Source organism: Nocardioides jiangxiensis, from assembly GCF_030580915.1.
In the GTDB taxonomy this organism is placed as follows: domain Bacteria; phylum Actinomycetota; class Actinomycetes; order Propionibacteriales; family Nocardioidaceae; genus Nocardioides; species Nocardioides jiangxiensis.
In genome coordinates, this window is sequence record NZ_JAUQTA010000001.1 from 1,992,947 (window position 1) to 2,011,947 (window position 19,001).

Below are 19,001 nucleotides of genomic sequence, written 5' to 3' on the forward strand. Positions count from 1 at the left end.
CCGGGTAGCGGGTCAGACCGCGGCGGCCTCGGCGGAGCGCACGAGCTGCTGGCGCCGGTGGTGCAGCAGCGACTCGACGGTCAGCAGGGTCAGCGCCGACCAGACGAGCCCGAACCCGATCCAGCGTCCGAGCGGCATCGCCTCGTCGAAGACGAGCAGGCCGAGGGTGAACTGGATGATCGGCGCGAGGTACTGCAGGAGGCCGAGCACGACCAGCGGCATCCGCGTGGCGGCAGCGCCGAAGAGGACCAGTGGCACGGCGGTCACCACGCCGGACGACGCCATCAGGGCGGCGTGCCCGGGCCCTTCGGACGCGAACGTCGAGTCCCCGGCGGCGGCCAGGCCGATGACGTACGCGAGGGCGAGCGGGGCGAGGAAGGCCGTCTCGAGGGTGAGGCTCTCCACGGCCCCCGCGGCGGCCTGCTTCTTGGCGAGCCCGTAGAGGCCGAAGGAGACCGCCAGGACCAGGGCGACCCACGGCGGCCGGCCGTAGTCGAGCGTGAGCACGACCGCGGCGACCAGCGAGAGCCCGAGGGCGGCCCACTGGAGACCGCGGAGTCGCTCCCCGAGGACGGTGACCCCGAGGAGCACGGTGACCAGCGGGTTGATGAAGTAGCCGAGGGACGTCTCGACGACGTGGCCGTGGTTGACGCCCCAGATGTAGCCGCCCCAGTTGCAGGCGACCACGACGGCGGCGACTCCGAGCCAGCGCAGCCTCCGTCGGTCGGCGACCAGCGCCTGCACGGCGTTCCAGCGCCGCAGCACGAGGATGACGAGGGCCATCGTGAGGGCGGACCACAGCACGCGGTGGGTGAGGATCTCCAGCGCTCCCGCCGGCTCGAGCAGCGGGAAGTAGAGCGGGAAGAGCCCCCAGATCCCGTACGCCGCGGCGCCCAGCAGGAAGCCCCGCCGCTGTTCTGACATGGCTCCCAAGCTAGTGGGCCCTGCAACCGTTTTTCCGTCCCCCGTACGCGGGTCCGCGCCGGTCCTTCGCGTGCGACGCGGGTTACATCTCAAAGTGCACCGAGAAAGATGACAAAGAAACGAAAGTCCCCTAAGGTTCTCGACATACGCCGGATCGACATGGGGTCCCCGGCGCAGATGAAAGCGAGAAGCATCATGAGCAAGAAGCTCACGACCGCAGTGGCCGCGACTCTGGTGGGAGCGCTCGGCCTGACTGCATGCGGTTCGTCGGACGCTGCCGGTGGCAAGGGCACGACCATCGACCTGGTCGCGTACTCCACGCCGCAGACGGCGTTCACCTCCATCGAGAAGGCCTTCGAGAAGACGCCGGCCGGCAAGGACGTGAAGTTCTCCGAGTCGTACGGCCCGTCCGGCGACCAGAGCCGTGCGGTCGAGGGCGGCCAGCCGGCCGACTTCGTCAACTTCTCCCTGGAGAGCGACGTCACCCGCCTCGTCGACGCCAAGCTGGTCGACTCCGACTGGAAGACCCAGACCGGCCACGACGGCATCGTCGCCGACTCCGTGGTGGTCCTCGTGGTCCGCAAGGGCAACCCGAAGAAGATCACCGGCTGGGACGACCTGGTCAAGCCCGGCATCGGCATCGTGACGCCGAACCCGGCCTCCTCCGGCGGTGCCCGCTGGAACACCCTCGCGGCCTACGGTCACGTCCTCGCCAACGGTGGCACCGAGGCCGACGCGAAGAAGTACCTCACGGAGTACTTCAAGCACGCGGTCTCGCTGCCCGGCTCGGCGCGGGACGCCCTGACGTCCTTCACCTCTGGCAACGGCGACGTCCTGGTCTCCTATGAGAACGAGGCGATCCTCGCGAAGCAGAAGGGCGAGGACATCGACTACATCGTCCCCGACCAGACGCTCCTCATCGAGACGCCGGCGGCGGTCACCAAGGACGCCCCGAAGGCGGCCGCGGACTTCCGTGACTTCCTGTTCACCCCCGAGGCCCAGAAGGACTTCCTGGCCAGCGGCTACCGCCCGGTGATCGACGGCATCACCGGCGAGGTCCAGGGCGCCAACGACCCGGCGAACCCGTTCCCGACCCCGAAGAAGCTGCTCACCATCGCGAAGGACTTCGGTGGCTGGGACGCCGCGAAGGACAAGTTCTTCGACGAGGAGAACGGCATCGTCACGAAGATCCAGATCGCGACGGGCACCTCCGAGTGACCACAGCGACCACGCTGACCCCGACGGATGGGGTCCGACCCGGCCGGGCGGCGCACAAGCGCCGCCCGGCTCGGGCCGTTGATGCACTGACCACGTCGTCGGGCCTCGCGCTCGGCGTCTCGCTCGTCTGGTTCAGCCTGCTCGTGCTCATCCCGCTCGCCGCCGTCGTCGTCCAGGCGAGCACCGGCGGCTGGGACGGCTTCACCAAGGTCCTGCAGAACCCGCAGACCTCCGCCGCCCTCAGGCTCACGGTCATCCAGGCGCTCGGCGTCACCCTCCTCAACGTCGTGATGGGCACGACGATCGCGTGGGTGCTCGTCCGCGACCGCTTCCGCGGCGCAGCGATCCTCGACGTCATCATCGACATCCCGTTCGCGCTGCCGACCATCGTCGCCGGCCTCGTGCTGCTCTCGCTCTACGGCCCGAAGAGCCCGATCGGCGTCAACGTCGCCAGCACGAAGACGGCTGTCTTCCTGGCCCTTGCGTTCGTCACGCTGCCGTTCGTCGTCCGCACGGTGCAGCCGGTGCTCGAGGAGCTCGACACCGACGTCGAGGAGGCCGCGTCCTCGCTCGGGGCCACCCGCTTCTACACGTTCCGCCGGGTGATCCTGCCCAGCCTGGTTCCGGCGATCGTGGCGGGCGCCGGAATGGCGTTCGCGCGGGGCATCGCCGAGTACGGCTCGCTGGTCCTGCTGAGCGGCAACCTGCCGTTCAAGACGGAGGTCGCGTCGGTGCGGATCATCAGCTCCATCGAGAGCGGCAACACGGCTTCGGCCGCGGTCGTCGCCACGATCCTGCTGGTGATCGCGCTGGTGGTCATCGTCGCCCTGGACCTGCTGCAGAGGCGGGTGACGAAGCGATGGTGAAGACGCCCCCCGCCCTCCGCTGGGCGCTGCGCCTGCTGGTGGTGGCGTACCTGTTCCTGCTGGTCGCGTGGCCGGTCTCGCTCGTCGTCCGCAACACCTTCGCGGACGGCTTCGACGCCCTGTCGCACGCCTTCGGTGACCCGTACGTCGTCCACTCGCTGAAGCTGACGCTGATCGTGGCCGTGAGTGCAGTGGTCATCAACACCGTCTTCGGTGTCACCGTCTCGCTCCTGCTCGTGCGCCACAGCTTCTGGGGTCGCCGGGCGCTCTCGGTGCTGCTCGACATCCCGATGTCGGTCTCGCCGGTCGTGGTCGGACTCGCGCTCGTGCTGGTCTACAGCCCCACCAAGGGCTGGTTCGGCCAGCCGCTCGCCGACGCGGGCGTCCAGGTCATCTTCTCGACTCCCGGCATCGTGATGGCGACCGTCTTCGTCGCCCTGCCGCTGGTCATCCGCGAGGTCGTCCCGACGCTCCAGGAGGTCGGCGACGAGCAGGAGTGGGCGGCCCGCAGCCTCGGGGCGAACGGCTTCCAGACCTTCACCCGGATCACCCTGCCGAGCATCCGGTGGGCGGTCATCTACGGAGTGGTGCTGTCGCTGGCCCGCTCCCTCGGCGAGTTCGGCGCGGTCAAGGTGGTCTCCGGCAACATCGTCGGCAGGACCCAGACCGCCACGCTCATCGTCGAGGAGCGCTACCAGAACTTCGACCAGCCGACGGCGTACGCCACGGCGTTCCTGCTGGCCTCGGCCGCGGTCGCCTGCATCGTCGTCGTCGCCCTCCTCCGCCCCAAGCACACGGCTTCCTGAAGGACCCTTCCATGAGCATCGAGATCACCGGTGTCAACAAGTCCTTCGGGGACTTCGTGGCACTCGAGAACATCAACCTGTCCCTCCCGACCGGTCAGCTGACCGCGCTTCTCGGCCCGTCCGGCGGTGGTAAGTCCACCCTGCTGCGGATCATCGCCGGCCTCGACCGCGCCGACACCGGCTCGGTCGAGATCGAGGGCACCAACGCGACCCACCTCCCGCCGCAGAAGCGCAATGTCGGCTTCGTCTTCCAGCACTACGCGGTCTTCAAGCACATGAGCGTCGCCAAGAACGTGGCGTTCGGCCTGGAGATCCGCAAGAAGCCGAAGGCCGAGGTCAAGCAGCGGGTCGCCGAGCTCCTCGAGCTCGTGCACCTGTCGCAGTTCGCCGACCGGCTGCCGTCGCAGCTCTCCGGCGGGCAGCGTCAGCGTCTCGCGCTGGCCCGTGCCCTCGCGGTGGAGCCGTCGGTGCTGCTGCTGGACGAGCCGTTCGGCGCGCTCGACGCGAAGGTCCGCAAGGAGCTCCGTGACTGGCTGCGCCGGCTGCACGACGAGGTCCACGTGACCACCGTCTTCGTCACGCACGACCAGGAGGAGGCCCTCGAGGTCGCCGACGAGATCGTCGTCATCAACCAGGGTCGCGTGGAGCAGGTCGGCACCCCCGACGAGCTGTACGACGCGCCGGCGTCCGACTTCGTCATGTCGTTCCTCGGGGAGGCGACCACCCTCGGTGGCCAGCTGATCCGCCCGCACGACATCGAGCTGACGACCGCCCCGACCGCGGTCGGGGCGATCGAGGGCGTCGTCTCCCGCGTGCTCCGCGTGGGCTTCGAGGTCCGCGTGACCGTCCTGACCGATGCAGGGGAGGAGGTCGTCGTGACGCTCACGCGGACGTCGGCCCGCCACCTCGGCGTCGACACCGGCCGCCACGTCTGGCTGAGCGCGGCCGCCGGTGCTGTCACGCTGCCGTCGGCCGGTCTCCCGTCAGGTACGCCGCTGACCGTCGCCTGATCCGACCTGGGCGCCACCACGGCGCGGAGGCGAGCGCAGCGAGCCCCGCGCCGGTGGCGTTCAGGAGCACGTCGTCGACACCCGGTCGAGCCGCAGCACGTGCTGCAGCGTCTCGATCCCCGTCGAGACCACGGCCCCGTACCGCTGAAGGTCAGCAACGCGGGGGAGGTGCTCGACGCCGGGCGCCTCGCCACGTTTGTCGAGCCCTTCCAGCTGGACCGCGTCGTCGCCGCGCACGGCGGCGAGATGACGCTGAGCCCCCGCCGTAGGGGAGGGCTCAGCGTCGTGGTGGTGCTGCGTCAGCGGTAGTTGGTGAACTGCACCGCGAAGTCGTAGTCCGCCTCGGTGACCAGGCGCTGGACGGCCTGCAGGTCGTCGCGCGACTTGGAGGAGACGCGGAGCTCGTCGCCCTGGATCTGCGCCTTGACGCCCTTCGGGCCCTCGTCGCGGATCAGCTTCGAGACCTTCTTGGCGTTCTCCGAGGAGATGCCCTCCTTGAGCGTGATCGTGATCTTGGAGAGCTGGCCGGACTGGCGCGGCTCCGAGGCGTCGACGATCTTGAGCGACTGGTTGCGCTTCACGAGCTTGCCCTTGAAGACGTCGAGGATCGCGTTGGCCCGGTCGTCGGCGGACGCCTCGATCTCGATGCCGTACTCGCCGGACCACTTGATCGCTGCGTTGGTGCCGCGGAAGTCGTAGCGCGTCGCGATCTCCTTGGCCGTCTGGCCGAGCGCGTTGTCGACCTCCTGGCGGTCGATCTTGCTGACGATGTCGAACGACGAGTCGGCCATGGCCTTGCTCCTCCTGCGCCCAAGGGTGCGGGCGTTTTCGCTAGGGGTCGGGTGCTGCGCTATTCTTCCACCCGTTGTCGCCGGGGTGACCCGGGGCTCAACACGGCAGGTTGCCCGAGCGGCCAATGGGAGCGGACTGTAAATCCGTCGCGAAAGCTTCGAAGGTTCGAATCCTTCACCTGCCACAGACAGGCCCCGCCGGTTTCCGGCGGGGCCTCGCTGTTTTTCGGGGTGTGGCGGTCGTCATCGCTTACGCTCCCCGCATGCGGAAGGTCTGCGCGGGCATCGCGGCGGGGTTCACGGCCACGGCCGTCGCCGCGGGCGTCGCGCTCGCCAGCCCGGTGGCGCCGCCCGTCGTGGCGGCACCTGCCGCCACACACACCGTCCAGGCGGTCACGACCCATGCGCGGAGCGCGCCTCCGTCGTACACGCTGGTGATCGGTGACTCGATCGCCCACCGCAGCCGCGACCAGCTCAAGGCCCGGCACCCGCACTGGATCGTGGACGCGGTCGAGGGGCGCAACGTCGACCGGCTGATGCCCCTGGTGCGCGGTTGGGTGGAGCGCAAGGGCCGCGCCCCTGCCCAGCTCGTGGTCGAGCTGGGCACCAACTGGTCGACCACGTGGGAGGCCGCTGACTACGAGCGGGTCCGGGCCCTGCTCCCGCACGCGCAGGTCGAGTTCGTGACGCCCTTCCGCTCGCCGACGGCGAAGCACCCGCGCTCCACCGGCCGCTACGCCTTCGACCGCACCGGCCAGTACGCCGCCGCGATGCGCCGTCTGGCGGCGGCCGGCGAGGGGGTCTGCGTCGCGGAGTGGCGCGACTGGGCCCAGGCACACACCGACCAACTGGTCGACGGCGTGCATCCGGCCCGCAGCGCCAAGGTGGTCTGGGCGGACCTCGTCTCCTCGGCGATGCGGGGCTGTCGCTCGGAGGTCGGCTGAGCCTGTCATGCTCGATGGCGTGGAGGTCTCCCCGCTCGGGCGTGAACGCGAACAGATGCACGACATCGGGCGCCGGCGCGCCTGGGCGATCTGGGCCGCGGCCCTCTCGGCGTACGGCGTGGCGATCTTCCACCGCAGCTCGCTCGGCGTCGCGGGCCTGATCGCTGCCGACCGGTTCGACATCTCCGCCAGCCAGCTGGCGGCGTTCACGGTCCTCCAGCTCGCGGTCTACGCCAGCATGCAGATCCCGGTCGGTGTGCTCCTGGACCGCTTCGGCTCCCGACGGATGATCCTGGCCGGCCTGGCCCTGATGACCGCCGGGCAGCTGGCGTTCGCCTTCACGGACACGTTCGCGGCGGCGCTGCTGGCCCGGGCGGTGATCGGTGCGGGTGACGCGATGATCTTCGTCTCCGTGCTGCGGCTGGTGGCGGTCTGGTTCCTCGTCCGGCAGGCCCCGATGGTGGCGCAGCTGACCGGCCAGATGGGCCAGCTCGGCGCGATCGTGGCCGCGGCACCGCTGAGCATCGCGCTGCACGCGCTGGGATGGACGAAGGCGTTCGCGGGCTTCTCCGCCGTCGGCCTCGTCGTGATGGTCGCGGTCGCCCTCCTCGTGAAGGACTCGCCCTACCGCGACGCCGGCCACGAGGCGACCAAGCTGCGTGCCCTGGCGCGGAGCCTCCGGGTGATCTGGTCGCACCCGACGACCCGCCTCGGCATGTGGTCGCACTTCACGTCGCAGTTCGGCGCGACGGTCTTCTCGCTGCTGTGGGGCTTCCCGTTCCTGGTGTCGGGGGAGGGGCTCTCCCGTGGCACGGCCAGCGCGCTGCTGATGCTGATGACCGGCTGGATCGTCGTCGCCGGTCCCGTGCTCGGCAGGCTCGTCACGCGCCACCCCTTCCGCAGGTCGCAGCTGGTGCTCGTCGTCGTCGCGGCCAGCGCCCTCGCCTGGGCCGTCGTGCTGCTCTGGCCCGGACCCGCGCCACTCTGGCTGCTGGTCGTCCTGGTCTGCGTGATCGCGACGGGCGGACCCGCGTCGATGGTCGGCTTCGAGCTGGCCCGCACCCTCGCACCCGTCCAGGCGGTCGGCCGCGCCAACGGGCTGGTGAACATCGGCGGCTTCACGGCCTCGCTGCTGACGCTCTGGCTGGTGGGCGTCGTGCTCGACCTGCGCGAGCCGGCCGGGCCCTCGGCGTACGACCTCGGGGACTTCCGGGTCGCGCTCTCGGTGCAGTACGTCGTGTGGGCGCTCGGCAGCATCCAGATCCTGCGGTACCGGCGCCGGGCCATCGCCCACATGCACCGCCATCACCCCGACGAGCTCGACGCGATGCGGGCCGGCACCCCGGCGGCGCACCTCGGGTTCACCCCGCGCTGAGGCTTCACGCTTCCGTCACGCAGCCGCGCCTACGGTGCCGGCGTGCTGCTCCGTGGAACCACCGGCTCGGTGCTGGTCCTGCTCGGGGGACTGGTCATCGTGCCCATGCCCGCCGGCAACCCGGTCCTGCTCGCGCTGCCCTGGCTGCGGCTCCTGCGCCACCACGACCCGCACGGGCGCGTGCTCGCGCTCGGCGTCGTCCTGACCGGTCTGGCGCTGCTGTCGTGGGCCTGGTGCTCACTGCTGCGCACGACCGGCCGGCTCGACGACCGGGCCGGCGTCCGGCTGGCGCGCAGCGCCGTCACCACCTGGTCGCTGCCACTGGTCGTCGCGCCGCCGCTCTTCTCCCGTGACGGCTGGAGCTATGCGGCGCAGGGGATGATGACCCGGCTCGGGATCTCGCCGTACGAGCACGGGCCGGCGGTGCTGACCGGCCCGATCGTCGCGGCCGTCGATCCGCAGTGGATGCACACGCTCACCCCCTACGGGCCGTTGCCGCTGGCGCTGGGCAGCCTGGCCGCGCGGGTGACCGGCGACCCGTGGCTGCTGGTCATCGCCGACCGGCTGGTCGCCCTCCTCGGGCTGGCACTGCTGGCCTGGGCGGTGCCGCGGATGGCAGCGTGGGCGGGCACCAGCCCGGGGTGGGCGTCGGCGTTCGTGCTGGCGTCCCCGCTGATGCTCGCCCACGGCGTGGGCGGCCTGCACAACGACGTGCTGATGGTCGGCCTGATGGCGGCCGCGCTGGTGGTCGGAGTCGAGCGGAGCTGGGTCGCGGGGTGCCTGCTCGGCGGGCTCGCGGCTGCCGTGAAGGTCCCCGGGGGCCTGGTCTGCGTGCCGTTGCTGCTGGCGAGCCTGCCGGTCGGTGCGTCGTTCCTCCGCAGGTGCGGCCGGCTGGTGGTGGGCGCTGCCCTCGCCGGCGCGGTCCTGGTCGGGGTCGGCCTCGCCTCGGGGCTCGGCGTCGGCTGGGTCCACGGCCTCTCCGTGCCCGCGGTCATCGACACCCCGCTGTCGGTGCCGACCGAGCTCGGCGACCTCCTCGGCCGGCTCAGCCACCACCTCGGAGGACCGCCCCACCGGCGCGTGCTGCACAGCGTGCGCGCCGTGGCGACCGCCGGGTCGCTGCTGGTGGTCGTCCTCGTCGCCCTCCGTGGACGCACGGGGAACCCGCGTGCGGGCCTCCGCGCCGCCCTCCTCCTGTACGGCACGCTGGTGCTGGGCCTGCCCGCGGTCCAGCCCTGGTACCTGCTGTGGCTGCTGCCGTTCGCCGCCGCGGCCGGCATGCGCCGTCGTACGGCTGCCCCGGTCGGTGCGCTCCTGGTCCTCGGGAGCCTGCTCGCGCCGCTCCAGTCGACCTTCCACGTCGTGTACCGCCAGACCGTCCTCGACCTGGTGCGCCTCGGCATGGCCGTGGTCGTGCTCGCCGGTTGCCTGGTGACCGTGCGGGCCGTCCGGCGTCGGCGCCCGCGGGACCCCGGGACGGCATCGGACGGCCCGGCCGGCGGACTGGCGGTGGGACCGTGACCACGCGTTCGGGTGTCGTTCACCCCGGTGTCGGTCACCAGCCAACGCCTGCTCGTACGGTCCCGCGTGTGCTGACTCGTGGCCTCGCCGGTTCCGTCCTGGTCCTCATCGGAGGGCTGGTGGTGTCGACCCTGCCCGACTCCAGCTTCCTGCTCGACAGCGAGCAGGTCGTGGCGCTCCGGACCCACCCTGCCGGCCGCATGCTGGGCCTCGCCGTGGTGCTCGCCGGTCTCGGCATGCTCGCGGCGGCCTGGCTGTCGCTGTGCCGCTCGCTGGCGCGCAGCGACCGGCCAGGCGGCCTCGAGCTGGTCCGGCAGGCGACGGTGCTCTGGGCGCTGCCCCTGCTGGTCGCGCCGCCGCTGTTCTCCCGCGACGGCTGGAGCTACGCCGCACAGGGCACGATGACGCGCCTCGGCATCTCCCCCTACGAGCACGGCCCCGGGGTGCTCGCGGGGCCCATCGTGGAGGCGGTCGACCCCCGCTGGATGGAGACGCTGACGCCGTACGGCCCGCTGCCGCTGATCCTGGGCGACCTCTCCTCGCGCCTCACCACCAACCCGTGGGCGCTGGTCATCTGCGACCGGGTGGTGGCACTGGCCGGCCTCGCGCTCATCGCCTGGGCCGTGCCGCGGCTCGCGGCGTGGTCCGGTGTGCGTCCGGCCCTGGCTTCCGCGGTGGCCATCGCCTCGCCGCTGATGATCGCTAACGGCGTCGGCGGGCTCCACAACGACCTGCTCATGGTCGGGCTGATGGCCGCTGCCCTGGTCGTCGGCATCGAGCGCGGCTGGCTGTGGGGCGCGGTCGTCGGAGGTCTCGCCGCGAGCGTCAAGGTGCCCGGCGGCCTGGTCTGCATCCCGATCGTGCTCGCCTCCCTCCCCGCCGGAGCCCCGCTCCTGGAGCGGGTGAAGCGCCTCGGTCTGGCGGGCGCCGTCGCTGGATCCGTCCTCGCAGCGGTCGGCTTCGCGTGGGGGCTCGGGCTCGGCTGGGTCAGCGCCCTGTCCGTGCCGGGCACGGTCTACACGCCGCTGTCGCCGCCGACGTTCGTCGGGGGGATCTTCGACCAGATCGGCCACCTCGTCGGCATGGAGCTGGAGGAGCACACGTTCGCCGACGCCTTCCGCAAGGTCGCCTCCCTGCTGTCGCTGGTCCTGGTCGGAGCGGTCGCCCTCCGCTGGCCCACGGGCAGCCGGCTGCGGGCGCTCGAGGGCACCGCGCTCCTCGTCGGCGGTTTCCTGCTGACCTTGCCCGTCGTCCACATCTGGTACCTGATGTGGGTGGTCCCGTTCCTGGCCGCGATGCGGCTCCCGCGCGCTGCCTCGGTCGTCTTCGTCGCGGTCTCGGTCGTCGGTGGCATGGTCGCCCCGCTCGACTCCTCCCTCCACGGCGCCTGGATCCTGATCATCATGGGCTCGATGTACGTCGCGCTCGCGACGGCGGTCCTGATGCTGTCGCGCTTCGGTCGCGAGCGCGTCCGGCACATCGCCGAGGTGGAGTGGCTCCCGGCTGTTCGCTGATCACGCCGGGGTCACGGCGCACCCCTGAAGGGATCCGGACAGCACGGTTCGGTCACGGCCCTTCCGCAGGACCCCCGACCTGAGCATGCTGGCTCCCATGAGGGTGGGAGTTCCCAAGGAGATCAAGAACCACGAGTACCGCGTCGCCATCACCCCGGTCGGGGTGACCGAGCTGGTCGCACACGGTCACACGGTGGTCGTCGAACGCGGTGCGGGCCTCGGCAGCGCCATCCCCGACGAGGAGTACGCCGCGGCAGGCGCGACGCTCGGCTCGGTCGACGACGCCTGGGCCGCCGACATGGTGCTCAAGGTGAAGGAGCCGGTCGAGGCGGAGTACCCGCGCCTGCGGGAGGGACTGGTGCTCTTCACCTACCTGCACCTGGCCGCCGACCGGCCGCTGACGGTCGAGCTCGTGGAGCGGGGCGTGACCGCGATCGCCTACGAGACCGTCCAGCTGCCCTCCGGCGCGCTGCCGCTGCTCTACCCGATGTCGGAGGTGGCCGGCTGCCTCGCGCCGCAGGTCGGCGCGCACGCGCTGATGAAGGCGCAGGGCGGGCGCGGGGTGCTGATGGGCGGTGTCGGTGGCGTCGCGCAGGCCAAGGTGGTGATCCTCGGTGCGGGCGTCTCGGGCCAGAACGCCGCCAACATCGCCCTCGGCATGGGAGCCGACGTCACGCTGATCGACACCGACCTGGACAAGCTCCGGATGTCGTTCTGGCGCTACAACAACCGCGTGCACGGGCTCGCCTCGTCGCGCCTGGTCATCGAGGAGCAGGTGCGCGAGGCCGACATGGTCATCGGTGCCGTGCTGATTCCCGGAGCCGCGGCCCCGAAGCTGGTCACCAACGCCCTCGTCGCGCAGATGAAGCCCGGCTCGGTGCTGGTCGACATCGCCATCGACCAGGGCGGCTGCTTCGAGGACTCCCACCCCACGACCCACGCCGACCCGACGTTCCAGGTGCACGGGTCGATCTTCTACTGCGTGGCCAACATGCCCGGGGCGGTGCCGCGCACCTCGACGTACGCGCTGACCAACGTCACCCTGCCGTACGCCGTCGCGCTCGCCGACCGCGGGTGGCAGGCGGCCTGCCTCGCCGACGCCGCGTTGGCGAAGGGCCTCAACACCCACGGGGGAGCCCTCGTCTACACGCCGGTCGCCGAGGCTCACGGGCTGGACTCGACGCCGCTGGCGGCGGTGCTGGAGGGCTGACCGGCCGGGCCGGCGTTCACACACTTGTTACCGCGAGGGCGACACGGCGGAAACGCCCGGCCGATGGAGTAGTCCATGACCCGCTACCGAGCGGGGCGCCCCTAGGGTTCCGCTTCCCGTGCACACGCTGCCACGGGAGGGCCTGGTCCGAGAGGGGAGGCGGAGGGACGACGGTGTCGCTCCGCTCCACGGCGGGATAAAAGCCCGGGAGGCCGAATGGCCCCGGCTGCCGTGCGCCCAGTCAGGCGTCGCGGTGTCGGGCCTACCGTTTCGGAGGCACCTCTTGTCCACCCATCTCGCAACCCCCGGCGCTGACGCGCTCAGCGCGACCGATCTCCACAGCTTCGGCTACACCCAGCAGCTGGCCCGGCGCGTCGGCAGCTACGCGTCGTTCGCGGCCGGCTTCTCGTTCGTGTCGATCCTGACCACCGTCTTCCAGCTCTTCGGCCTCGGCTACAGCTTCGGCGGCACGGCGTTCTTCTGGACCTGGCCCGCCGTCTTCGCGGGCCAGATCCTGGTCGCGCTCTGCTTCGCGGAGCTGGCTGCGCGCTACCCGCTCTCCGGCGCGATCTTCCAGTGGTCGCGTCGCCTCGGCGGCTCGGTCCTCGGCTGGTTCGCCGGCTGGACCATGATCGTCGCCCAGATCATCACCGTCGCTGCGGCCGCGATCGCGCTCCAGGTCGTGCTGCCGGCGGTGTGGGCCGGGTTCCAGGTGATCGGCACCGACCCGTCGGTCTTCTCCGCCGACGGTGCCGCCAACGCGGTCTTCCTCGGCTGCGTGCTGCTGGCCGCCACGACGACGCTCAACGCGCTGTCCGTGCACATCACCGCGGTGGTCAACTCGGTCGGCGTCACCTGCGAGCTGATCGGTGTCGCGCTGCTCGCCGTCCTCCTCTTCGGGCACGCCGAGCGCGGTCCGTCGGTGGTCCTGCACCACACCAACCTCGACGCCTCGACCGGGTACGTCGTCCCGCTGCTGATCTCGTCCCTGATGGCGGCCTACGTCCTCGTCGGCTTCGACTCCGCCGGCGAGCTGGCCGAGGAGACCCACAAGCCGCGCGCCACGACGCCACGCACCATCCTGCGCGCGGTCGTCGCCTCCGGCATCGGTGGCGCGTTCCTGCTCCTCGCCGCCCTGATGGCCGCTCCCAGCCTCGCCGCCGACGACCTCGGGTTCGGTGGCCTGCCCTACGTCCTGACCAGCCAGCTCGGCACCTTCTGGGGCAAGCTGCTGCTCGTCGACGTCGCGCTCGCGGTCTGCGTGTGCACGCTCGCCATCCAGACGGCCGCGGCCCGGATGATCTTCTCGATGTCGCGCGACGACGTGCTGCCGTTCTCCTCGGCCCTGCGCACGGTCTCGCCCCGCACCGGCACCCCGGTGCTCGCGACGGTCGTGCCGGGTGTCGGCGCCGCGCTCTGCCTGCTGGTCAACGTCAAGAACGCCGGCCTGTTCCTCGGCCTGTGCAGCGTCTGCATCATGCTCATGTACATCGCCTACCTCGCCGTCACCGGCTCGATGCTCGTGCAGCGCCTGCGCGGCACCCTGGAGACCGGAGGTACCGACGAGAACGGCAAGCCGCTCTTCTCCATGGGTTCCAGGGTCGGCCTCGTCGTCAACGTGCTCGCGGTCGCCTACGGCGTCTTCATGGCGGTCAACCTCGGGCTGCCGCGCGCGGAGGTCTACGACCCGGCCGGTGACGGCTGGTACCTCCACTACCTCCCGCTGATCACCCTCGCGGTCACCTTCGGCGGCGGTGCGCTCGCGTACGCCGCGAAGCGGGCCGATTACCACGCCTCCGTGACGGTTCCGTTCGGTGCGCTCGAGGGGGAGGGTGCGTGATGGCGCTCTACTCCCACGAGATCCCCGGCGGAGCCGCCTGGTCGACGCCGGTGACGGCGGGCCGGCTGGTCACGCTCACCGCGCTCGGCGACGACGCCAACTGCAGCGTGCTCCTGGTGGCGGCCGACCGGGTGGACCGGATGAACATCCCCGACACCCTGAAGGCGCAGATGTCGGCGCGGATCCTCCCGCCGATGGTGCTCATGTCCGACCGGGGCCTGGCTCTCGCGTCCGTGGTCGCCTCGACCCTGGACTGGCACGACTGCCTCGGCGGCTTCGGCCACGACGCCCACCTGGCCCGCTTCGGCCCCACCAGCTACCAGGTGGACCGCAACGCCTGGCGCCGCTCGGCGCACACCGGCCTGGTCAGCGAGCTCACCAAGCACGGTCTCGGCGAGCGCGACCTGCACGCTCCGGTCAACTTCTTCAGCCGCGTGGCCATCGGCGAGGACGGCTCCTCGCTCAGCTTCGTCCCCGGACACGCCACCGCCGGTGACAGCGTCACCCTGCGCACCGAACAGGACCTCCTGCTGGTGCTGAGCACGGCGCTGCACCCGATGTCGACGGCGGACACACCCGCAGGGGTGCGGGTGAGCGTCGACGTCGCGCCGCCTGCGGGCGCTGATGACGCCTCCTACACCTTCCGGGCGGAGTCGGCCCGCGCCCTGGAGATGACGCGGAGGGCAGTGGCATGACCGCGCTCGACTCCAGCCCGACCGTCGAGGTCGGGCCCGTCCTCGACGCCACCATCGGGGCGGGTGACGGCGCCCTGGTGCGGGTGCCGGCCGGCGGCCGCCTGCGGATCGTCGACCTCTTCGGCAACCAGGCGGCGGACACGCTGCTCTACGACGCGGCCGACATCGACAACCGCTACTCCGCCTTCGACACGATCCGCGAGCAGGGTGCCGTCTTCCTGACCACCGGGTCCCGGCTCCTCTCGACGCGGCTCGACGAGCTCGCGGTGATCACCGACGACACGGTGGGTCGCCACGACACGATCGGGGGTGCCTGCGCCCAGGAGAGCAACGTGGTCCGCTACGGCGAGCACGTCCGGCACCAGCACGCCTGCCGCCAGACCTTCCTGGCGTACGGCGCGGCGGCCGGCATCGGGCAGCGCGAGCTCGGCCACAACATCAACTTCTTCATGAACGTGCCGGTCACCTCCGCCGGTGGCCTGCAGTTCGACGACGGCCTCTCCGCCCCCGGGAAGTACGTCGAGCTGACCGCGAGCCGCGACATCCTGGTGCTGCTCTCCAACTGCCCGCAGCTCAACAACCCGTGCAACGGCTGGGACCCGACCCCGCTCCAGCTGCAGGGGTGGTGGTCCTGATGCTGCACGCCGTGAAGTGCACCGTCGTCGACGCGGGCGCGCAGACCACCGTCCAGGACGCCACCGGCCGCTGCGGCTACTGGGACGTCGGGGTGCCGCCGTCGGGGGCCTTCGACGAGTTCACCTTCGCGCTGGTCAACGCCGCGGTCGGCAACCCGGACACCGCAGCCGGCCTGGAGTGCGTCGTGCGCGGGCCGGTGCTCACCTTCGACGAGGACACCCTGGTCTGCGTCGGCGGCGGCCTCACCGAGGCGACCGTCGACGGGCGCCCGATCGCCAACGGCCAGCCGGTCCGGGTCCGTGCCGGTTCGACGCTCGACGTCGGCCCCGTCGACGGCCCGGGGATGCGGGGGTACGTCGCCGTGCAGGGCGGCATCGACGTGCCGCGGGTGCTGGGCAGCCGGGCGACCTTCATCCTCGGCGGCTTCGGCGGAGTCGAGGGGCGCCCGGTGGTGGCCGGCGACGTGCTGCCGCTGGGCCGCCGGGAGAACCTGGCCGCCCCCGGCAGCGTCGCAGAGCTCCTGCCCGTGCTCGGGCACGCCTGGGAGCTGCGGGTCATTCCGGGACCCCACGGTGCGCCCGAGCACCTCACGCCGGATGGCGTGGACGCCCTCTTCGAGGCTGACTGGCGCGTCGACCACCGGGCCGACCGGACCGGCGTCCGGCTCGTCGGCCCGACGCCCACGTGGGCGCGGACCGACGGCGGGGAGGCCGGCCTGCACCCGAGCAACGTCCATGACTCGGCCTACCCGGTGGGCGGGATCATGCTGTCGGGCGACACCCCGGTGATCGTCGGCAAGGACGGACCGTCGCTGGGTGGCTTCGTCGTGCCGGCGGCCGTGATCGGCGCCGACCTCTGGAAGCTGGGCCAGCTCCGGCCCGGCGACGCGGTCCGGCTCGTGCCGGTGACCCCGGTGCACGCCGGGGCCGCGATGGCGGAGCGCCGCGACCTCCTCGATGCCGCGCGCGGGCTGTCCGACCGGCGGCCGCACGCGGCCCCGGTCATGCTCGAGGCGGACGACGCGGAGCCCGCCGGCTCCAGGCGCCCGCCCGCGCTGGCCGACCGCCCCGCGAGCGACCACCACCCGGCGTACACGATCCGGAGGTCGGGGGACCGGCACCTGCTCGTCGAGGCCGGTCCGGCCTCGCTCGAGCTCACCGTCCGGGTCTGGGTCCACCTGCTCGCCGAGGCGCTGCGCGCGGACGCGGTCGCCGGGGTGGTCGAGGTGGTCGAGGGGGTGCGCTCGGTGCTGGTCAAGGTCGACGACGCGGTCCTGGCGCTGCCGGCCCTGGCCTCGCGCCTGGTCGCTCTGGCGGCTGGGTTGCCCGATCCCGCGACCGTGGTGCTCGACGTCCGCGAGGTGACGCTGCCGATGGCGTTCGACCACCCGGAGGCCCACGAGGCGATGCGCCGCTACCAGACGGTCAACCCGACTGCGCCCTGGAACCCGGACAACGTCGAGTTCATCCGCCGCGTCAACGACCTCCCCCAGCGTGACGACGTCTTCGACGTGGTCACCGAGGCGACGTACCTCGTGGTCGGGCTCGGCGACGTCTACCTCGGCGCGCCCGTGGCGGTGCCGATCGACCCGCGCCACCGCCTGGTCACCACGAAGTACAACCCCGCTCGCACCTGGACGCCGCAGAACGCCGTGGGCATCGGCGGGATCTACCTCTGCATCTACGGGATGGAGGGTCCCGGCGGCTACCAGCTGGTCGGCCGCACCGTGCCGGTCTGGCGGCTGATCGCGGAGGACCCGGACCGGGACCCGAAGCCCTGGCTCCTCCGGCAGTTCGACCGGATCCGGTTCGTGCCGGTGAGCGCCGACGAGCTCGCGGTCCAGCGCGCCGAGATCACGGCAGGCCTGCGCGACCTCGACGTCCGGCCGGCGACCTTCTCGATCGCGGAGGTCGCCGCGCTCGAGGCGGGCGCGGCCGACGAGATCGCGCTGGTGCGTGCCCACCGACGGGCCGCCTTCGAGGCCGAGCGGGAGCGGTGGGTCTCATGAGCGACCAGCCCACCTTCATCCACCGGCTTCCCGAGGAGGCCGTGGCCGGCTACGCGGCCGTCGCCCCCGCCGGGCCGCTGGCCGGGCTCACCTTCGCGATCAAGGACAACATCGACCTGGCGGGTGTGCCCACCACCGCGGCCGACCCGCGGCGCACGACGCCGGCGGGGGAGTCCGCCACCGTCGTGCAGCGCCTCCTCGACGCAGGGGCGGTGCCCGTCGGCAAGACGAACATGGACCAGTACGCCACCGGGCTGGTCGGCACGCGCTCGCCGTACGGCGCCTGCCACTCGGTCTACTCGCCCGACCACGTGAGCGGTGGGTCGAGCTCGGGCAGCGCGGTGGCCGTGGCAGCGGGGGAGGCCGAGTTCGCGCTCGCCACCGACACCGCCGGCAGCGGCCGCGTGCCGGCGGCGTTCAACGGGCTGGTGGGGGTCAAGCCGAGCAAGGGGCTGGTGCCCACCACGGGCGTCGTGCCCGCCTGCGCCTCGCTGGACTGCGTCACGGTCATGGCGCGCACCGTCGCCCGCGGCCGCGAGGTCCTCGACGTGATCGCAGGGCCGGACCCGCGAGACCCTTGGTCCCGCACGCTCGAGCAGCGGGCGACACCGGCTCGGCCGGTGGTCGCGGTGCCGGTGGGCGACCTCGACCTGGACCCGGTGCACCACGCCGCCTGGGAGGCGTCGACGGCGCGTGCACGCGAGCTCTGGGACGTGGTGGAGGTGGACGTCACGGCCTTCCTCGAGGCGGCGACCCTGCTCTACGGCGGCCCCTGGGTCGCGGAGCGTCGCCTCGCCTTCGGCGACGTGCTGACCGACGACCCGGCGGTCGACCCCACGGTGCGGACCATCGTCGCGGACGGACCGGACCTCTCCGCGGTCGACGCCTTCGCCGCCTTCCACCGGCTGGCCTCCCTCGATGCGGCCACGCGCCCGGTGTGGACCGGGGCCGACGCGCTCCTGCTGCCGGTGACGGCGACGCACCCGACGCTGGAGGAGGTCGCGGCCGACCCGGTCGGGGTCAACACCCGGCTCGGGCGGTTCACCAACATGACCAACCTGCTCGACCTCTGCGCCGTTGCCTTCCCGGGACCGGTGCGGGGAGACGGACTGCCGTTCGGGGTGCAGCTGCTGGCACCTGCTGGCGGTGACCTGGCCCTGCTCGACCTCGCGGCCCGCTGGTGCGGCGAGCAGCCGGCACGGCCCGCCGGGGACGGTCGGGTCGACCTCGTCGTGGCGGGGGCCCACCTGGCCGGTGAGCCGCTCAACGCCGACCTCGTCGCGCGCGGTGGCACCTTCGTGCGGACCGCCCGGATGGCCCCCGACTACCGGATGTACGTCGTCGACGGCCCGCTCCCGCGCCCCGGCGTCACCCGGCTGCCGGCCGGTGGTGTCGCGGAGCCCAGTGCCCTCGAGGTCGAGGTGTGGTCGCTGCCGGCGGTGGCGCTGGCCGGCTTCCAGGCGACGATCGCGCCGCCTCTGGGGCTGGGCCAGGTCGACCTCGACGACGGCACGCGCGTGCTCGGCTTCCTCTGCAGCGGCGACGGTGTCGATCCCGCCCGCGACATCACCGCCCACGGCGGCTGGCGGGCCTGGCGCGCATCGACGGGGTGACGGCACCGGGTGGCGGCACCGGGTGGCGGC

Annotated in this window: 17 protein-coding genes, 1 tRNA gene and 1 riboswitch; of the genes, 15 read left to right on the forward strand and 3 right to left on the reverse strand. The window is 72.1% G+C overall.

Annotated elements, in window-relative coordinates:
• Window positions 1–12: 12 nt before the first annotated feature.
• Window positions 13–924 (reverse strand): EamA family transporter RarD, encoded by a 912-nt coding sequence (gene rarD / locus Q5722_RS09660; RefSeq protein ID WP_305028003.1) that lies wholly within the window; start codon window positions 922–924, stop codon window positions 13–15.
• Between the two features lie 195 nt (window positions 925–1,119).
• Between rarD and Q5722_RS09665 the strand changes: the two genes are divergently transcribed.
• Genes Q5722_RS09665 through Q5722_RS09680 form a run of 4 tightly spaced genes read left to right on the forward strand, consistent with a single transcriptional unit; the run spans window position 1,120 to window position 4,824 of the window.
• On the forward strand, window positions 1,120–2,142 hold the full coding sequence (locus tag Q5722_RS09665) for a sulfate ABC transporter substrate-binding protein (RefSeq protein WP_305028004.1): 1,023 nt from the start codon (window positions 1,120–1,122) through the stop codon (window positions 2,140–2,142).
• On the forward strand, window positions 2,139–3,008 hold the full coding sequence (gene cysT / locus Q5722_RS09670) for a sulfate ABC transporter permease subunit CysT (protein ID WP_305028005.1): 870 nt from the start codon (window positions 2,139–2,141) through the stop codon (window positions 3,006–3,008). The genes Q5722_RS09665 and cysT overlap by 4 nt, the downstream gene beginning before the upstream one ends.
• On the forward strand, window positions 3,002–3,814 hold the full coding sequence (locus Q5722_RS09675; protein WP_305028006.1) for a sulfate ABC transporter permease: 813 nt from the start codon (window positions 3,002–3,004) through the stop codon (window positions 3,812–3,814). Before cysT ends, Q5722_RS09675 begins: the two co-directional genes overlap by 7 nt.
• Window positions 3,815–3,825: 11 nt before the next feature.
• Window positions 3,826–4,824 (forward strand): sulfate/molybdate ABC transporter ATP-binding protein, encoded by a 999-nt coding sequence (locus Q5722_RS09680; protein WP_305028007.1) that lies wholly within the window; start codon window positions 3,826–3,828, stop codon window positions 4,822–4,824.
• 60 nt (window positions 4,825–4,884) lie between these two features.
• Here the strand turns inward: Q5722_RS09680 and Q5722_RS09685 are convergent, their stop codons facing one another.
• Window positions 4,885–5,061: a hypothetical protein gene (locus Q5722_RS09685; RefSeq protein WP_305028008.1), complete on the reverse strand. Its 177-nt coding sequence runs from the start codon at window positions 5,059–5,061 to the stop codon at window positions 4,885–4,887.
• A 62-nt stretch (window positions 5,062–5,123) separates the two neighbouring features.
• Complete coding sequence (locus Q5722_RS09690; RefSeq protein WP_305028009.1) at window positions 5,124–5,615, reverse strand: YajQ family cyclic di-GMP-binding protein; 492 nt, start codon at window positions 5,613–5,615, stop codon at window positions 5,124–5,126.
• Between the two features lie 104 nt (window positions 5,616–5,719).
• On the opposite strand from Q5722_RS09690, the gene Q5722_RS09695 reads away from it, so the two are divergent.
• From Q5722_RS09695 to atzF, 11 genes are all read left to right on the forward strand, one after another.
• Window positions 5,720–5,800 (forward strand) — tRNA-Tyr (locus Q5722_RS09695).
• A gap of 78 nt (window positions 5,801–5,878) precedes the next feature.
• Window positions 5,879–6,559, forward strand: a complete 681-nt coding sequence (locus tag Q5722_RS09700) for an SGNH/GDSL hydrolase family protein (RefSeq protein ID WP_305028010.1) — start codon at window positions 5,879–5,881, stop codon at window positions 6,557–6,559.
• A gap of 55 nt (window positions 6,560–6,614) precedes the next feature.
• Complete coding sequence (locus Q5722_RS09705; protein ID WP_305028011.1) at window positions 6,615–7,934, forward strand: MFS transporter; 1,320 nt, start codon at window positions 6,615–6,617, stop codon at window positions 7,932–7,934.
• A 42-nt stretch (window positions 7,935–7,976) separates the two neighbouring features.
• Complete coding sequence (mptB, locus tag Q5722_RS09710; protein ID WP_305028012.1) at window positions 7,977–9,455, forward strand: polyprenol phosphomannose-dependent alpha 1,6 mannosyltransferase MptB; 1,479 nt, start codon at window positions 7,977–7,979, stop codon at window positions 9,453–9,455.
• A 68-nt stretch (window positions 9,456–9,523) separates the two neighbouring features.
• Window positions 9,524–10,969: a polyprenol phosphomannose-dependent alpha 1,6 mannosyltransferase MptB gene (gene mptB / locus Q5722_RS09715; protein WP_305028013.1), complete on the forward strand. Its 1,446-nt coding sequence runs from the start codon at window positions 9,524–9,526 to the stop codon at window positions 10,967–10,969.
• Window positions 10,970–11,066: 97 nt separating this feature from the next.
• Complete coding sequence (gene ald / locus Q5722_RS09720) at window positions 11,067–12,179, forward strand: alanine dehydrogenase (protein WP_305028014.1); 1,113 nt, start codon at window positions 11,067–11,069, stop codon at window positions 12,177–12,179.
• Window positions 12,180–12,269: 90 nt separating this feature from the next.
• A riboswitch (guanidine-I (ykkC/yxkD leader) is annotated at window positions 12,270–12,392 on the forward strand.
• 70 nt (window positions 12,393–12,462) lie between these two features.
• A complete protein-coding gene (locus Q5722_RS09725) occupies window positions 12,463–14,019 on the forward strand; it encodes an APC family permease (RefSeq protein WP_305028015.1) in 1,557 nt (518 codons plus the stop codon).
• Window positions 14,019–14,714 carry a DUF1989 domain-containing protein gene (locus Q5722_RS09730; protein ID WP_305028017.1) on the forward strand — a complete coding sequence of 232 codons (696 nt, stop codon included), beginning with the start codon at window positions 14,019–14,021 and terminating at the stop codon, window positions 14,712–14,714. The genes Q5722_RS09725 and Q5722_RS09730 overlap by 1 nt, the downstream gene beginning before the upstream one ends.
• On the forward strand, window positions 14,711–15,349 hold the full coding sequence (locus Q5722_RS09735; protein WP_305028018.1) for a DUF1989 domain-containing protein: 639 nt from the start codon (window positions 14,711–14,713) through the stop codon (window positions 15,347–15,349). The genes Q5722_RS09730 and Q5722_RS09735 overlap by 4 nt, the downstream gene beginning before the upstream one ends.
• On the forward strand, window positions 15,349–17,358 hold the full coding sequence (locus Q5722_RS09740) for a 5-oxoprolinase/urea amidolyase family protein (protein ID WP_305028019.1): 2,010 nt from the start codon (window positions 15,349–15,351) through the stop codon (window positions 17,356–17,358). The genes Q5722_RS09735 and Q5722_RS09740 overlap by 1 nt, the downstream gene beginning before the upstream one ends.
• The gene (gene atzF, locus Q5722_RS09745; protein WP_305028020.1) at window positions 17,355–18,971 is read left to right on the forward strand and encodes an allophanate hydrolase; all 1,617 of its coding nucleotides are present in this window, start codon (window positions 17,355–17,357) and stop codon (window positions 18,969–18,971) included. The genes Q5722_RS09740 and atzF overlap by 4 nt, the downstream gene beginning before the upstream one ends.
• Window positions 18,972–19,001: the final 30 nt, after the last annotated feature.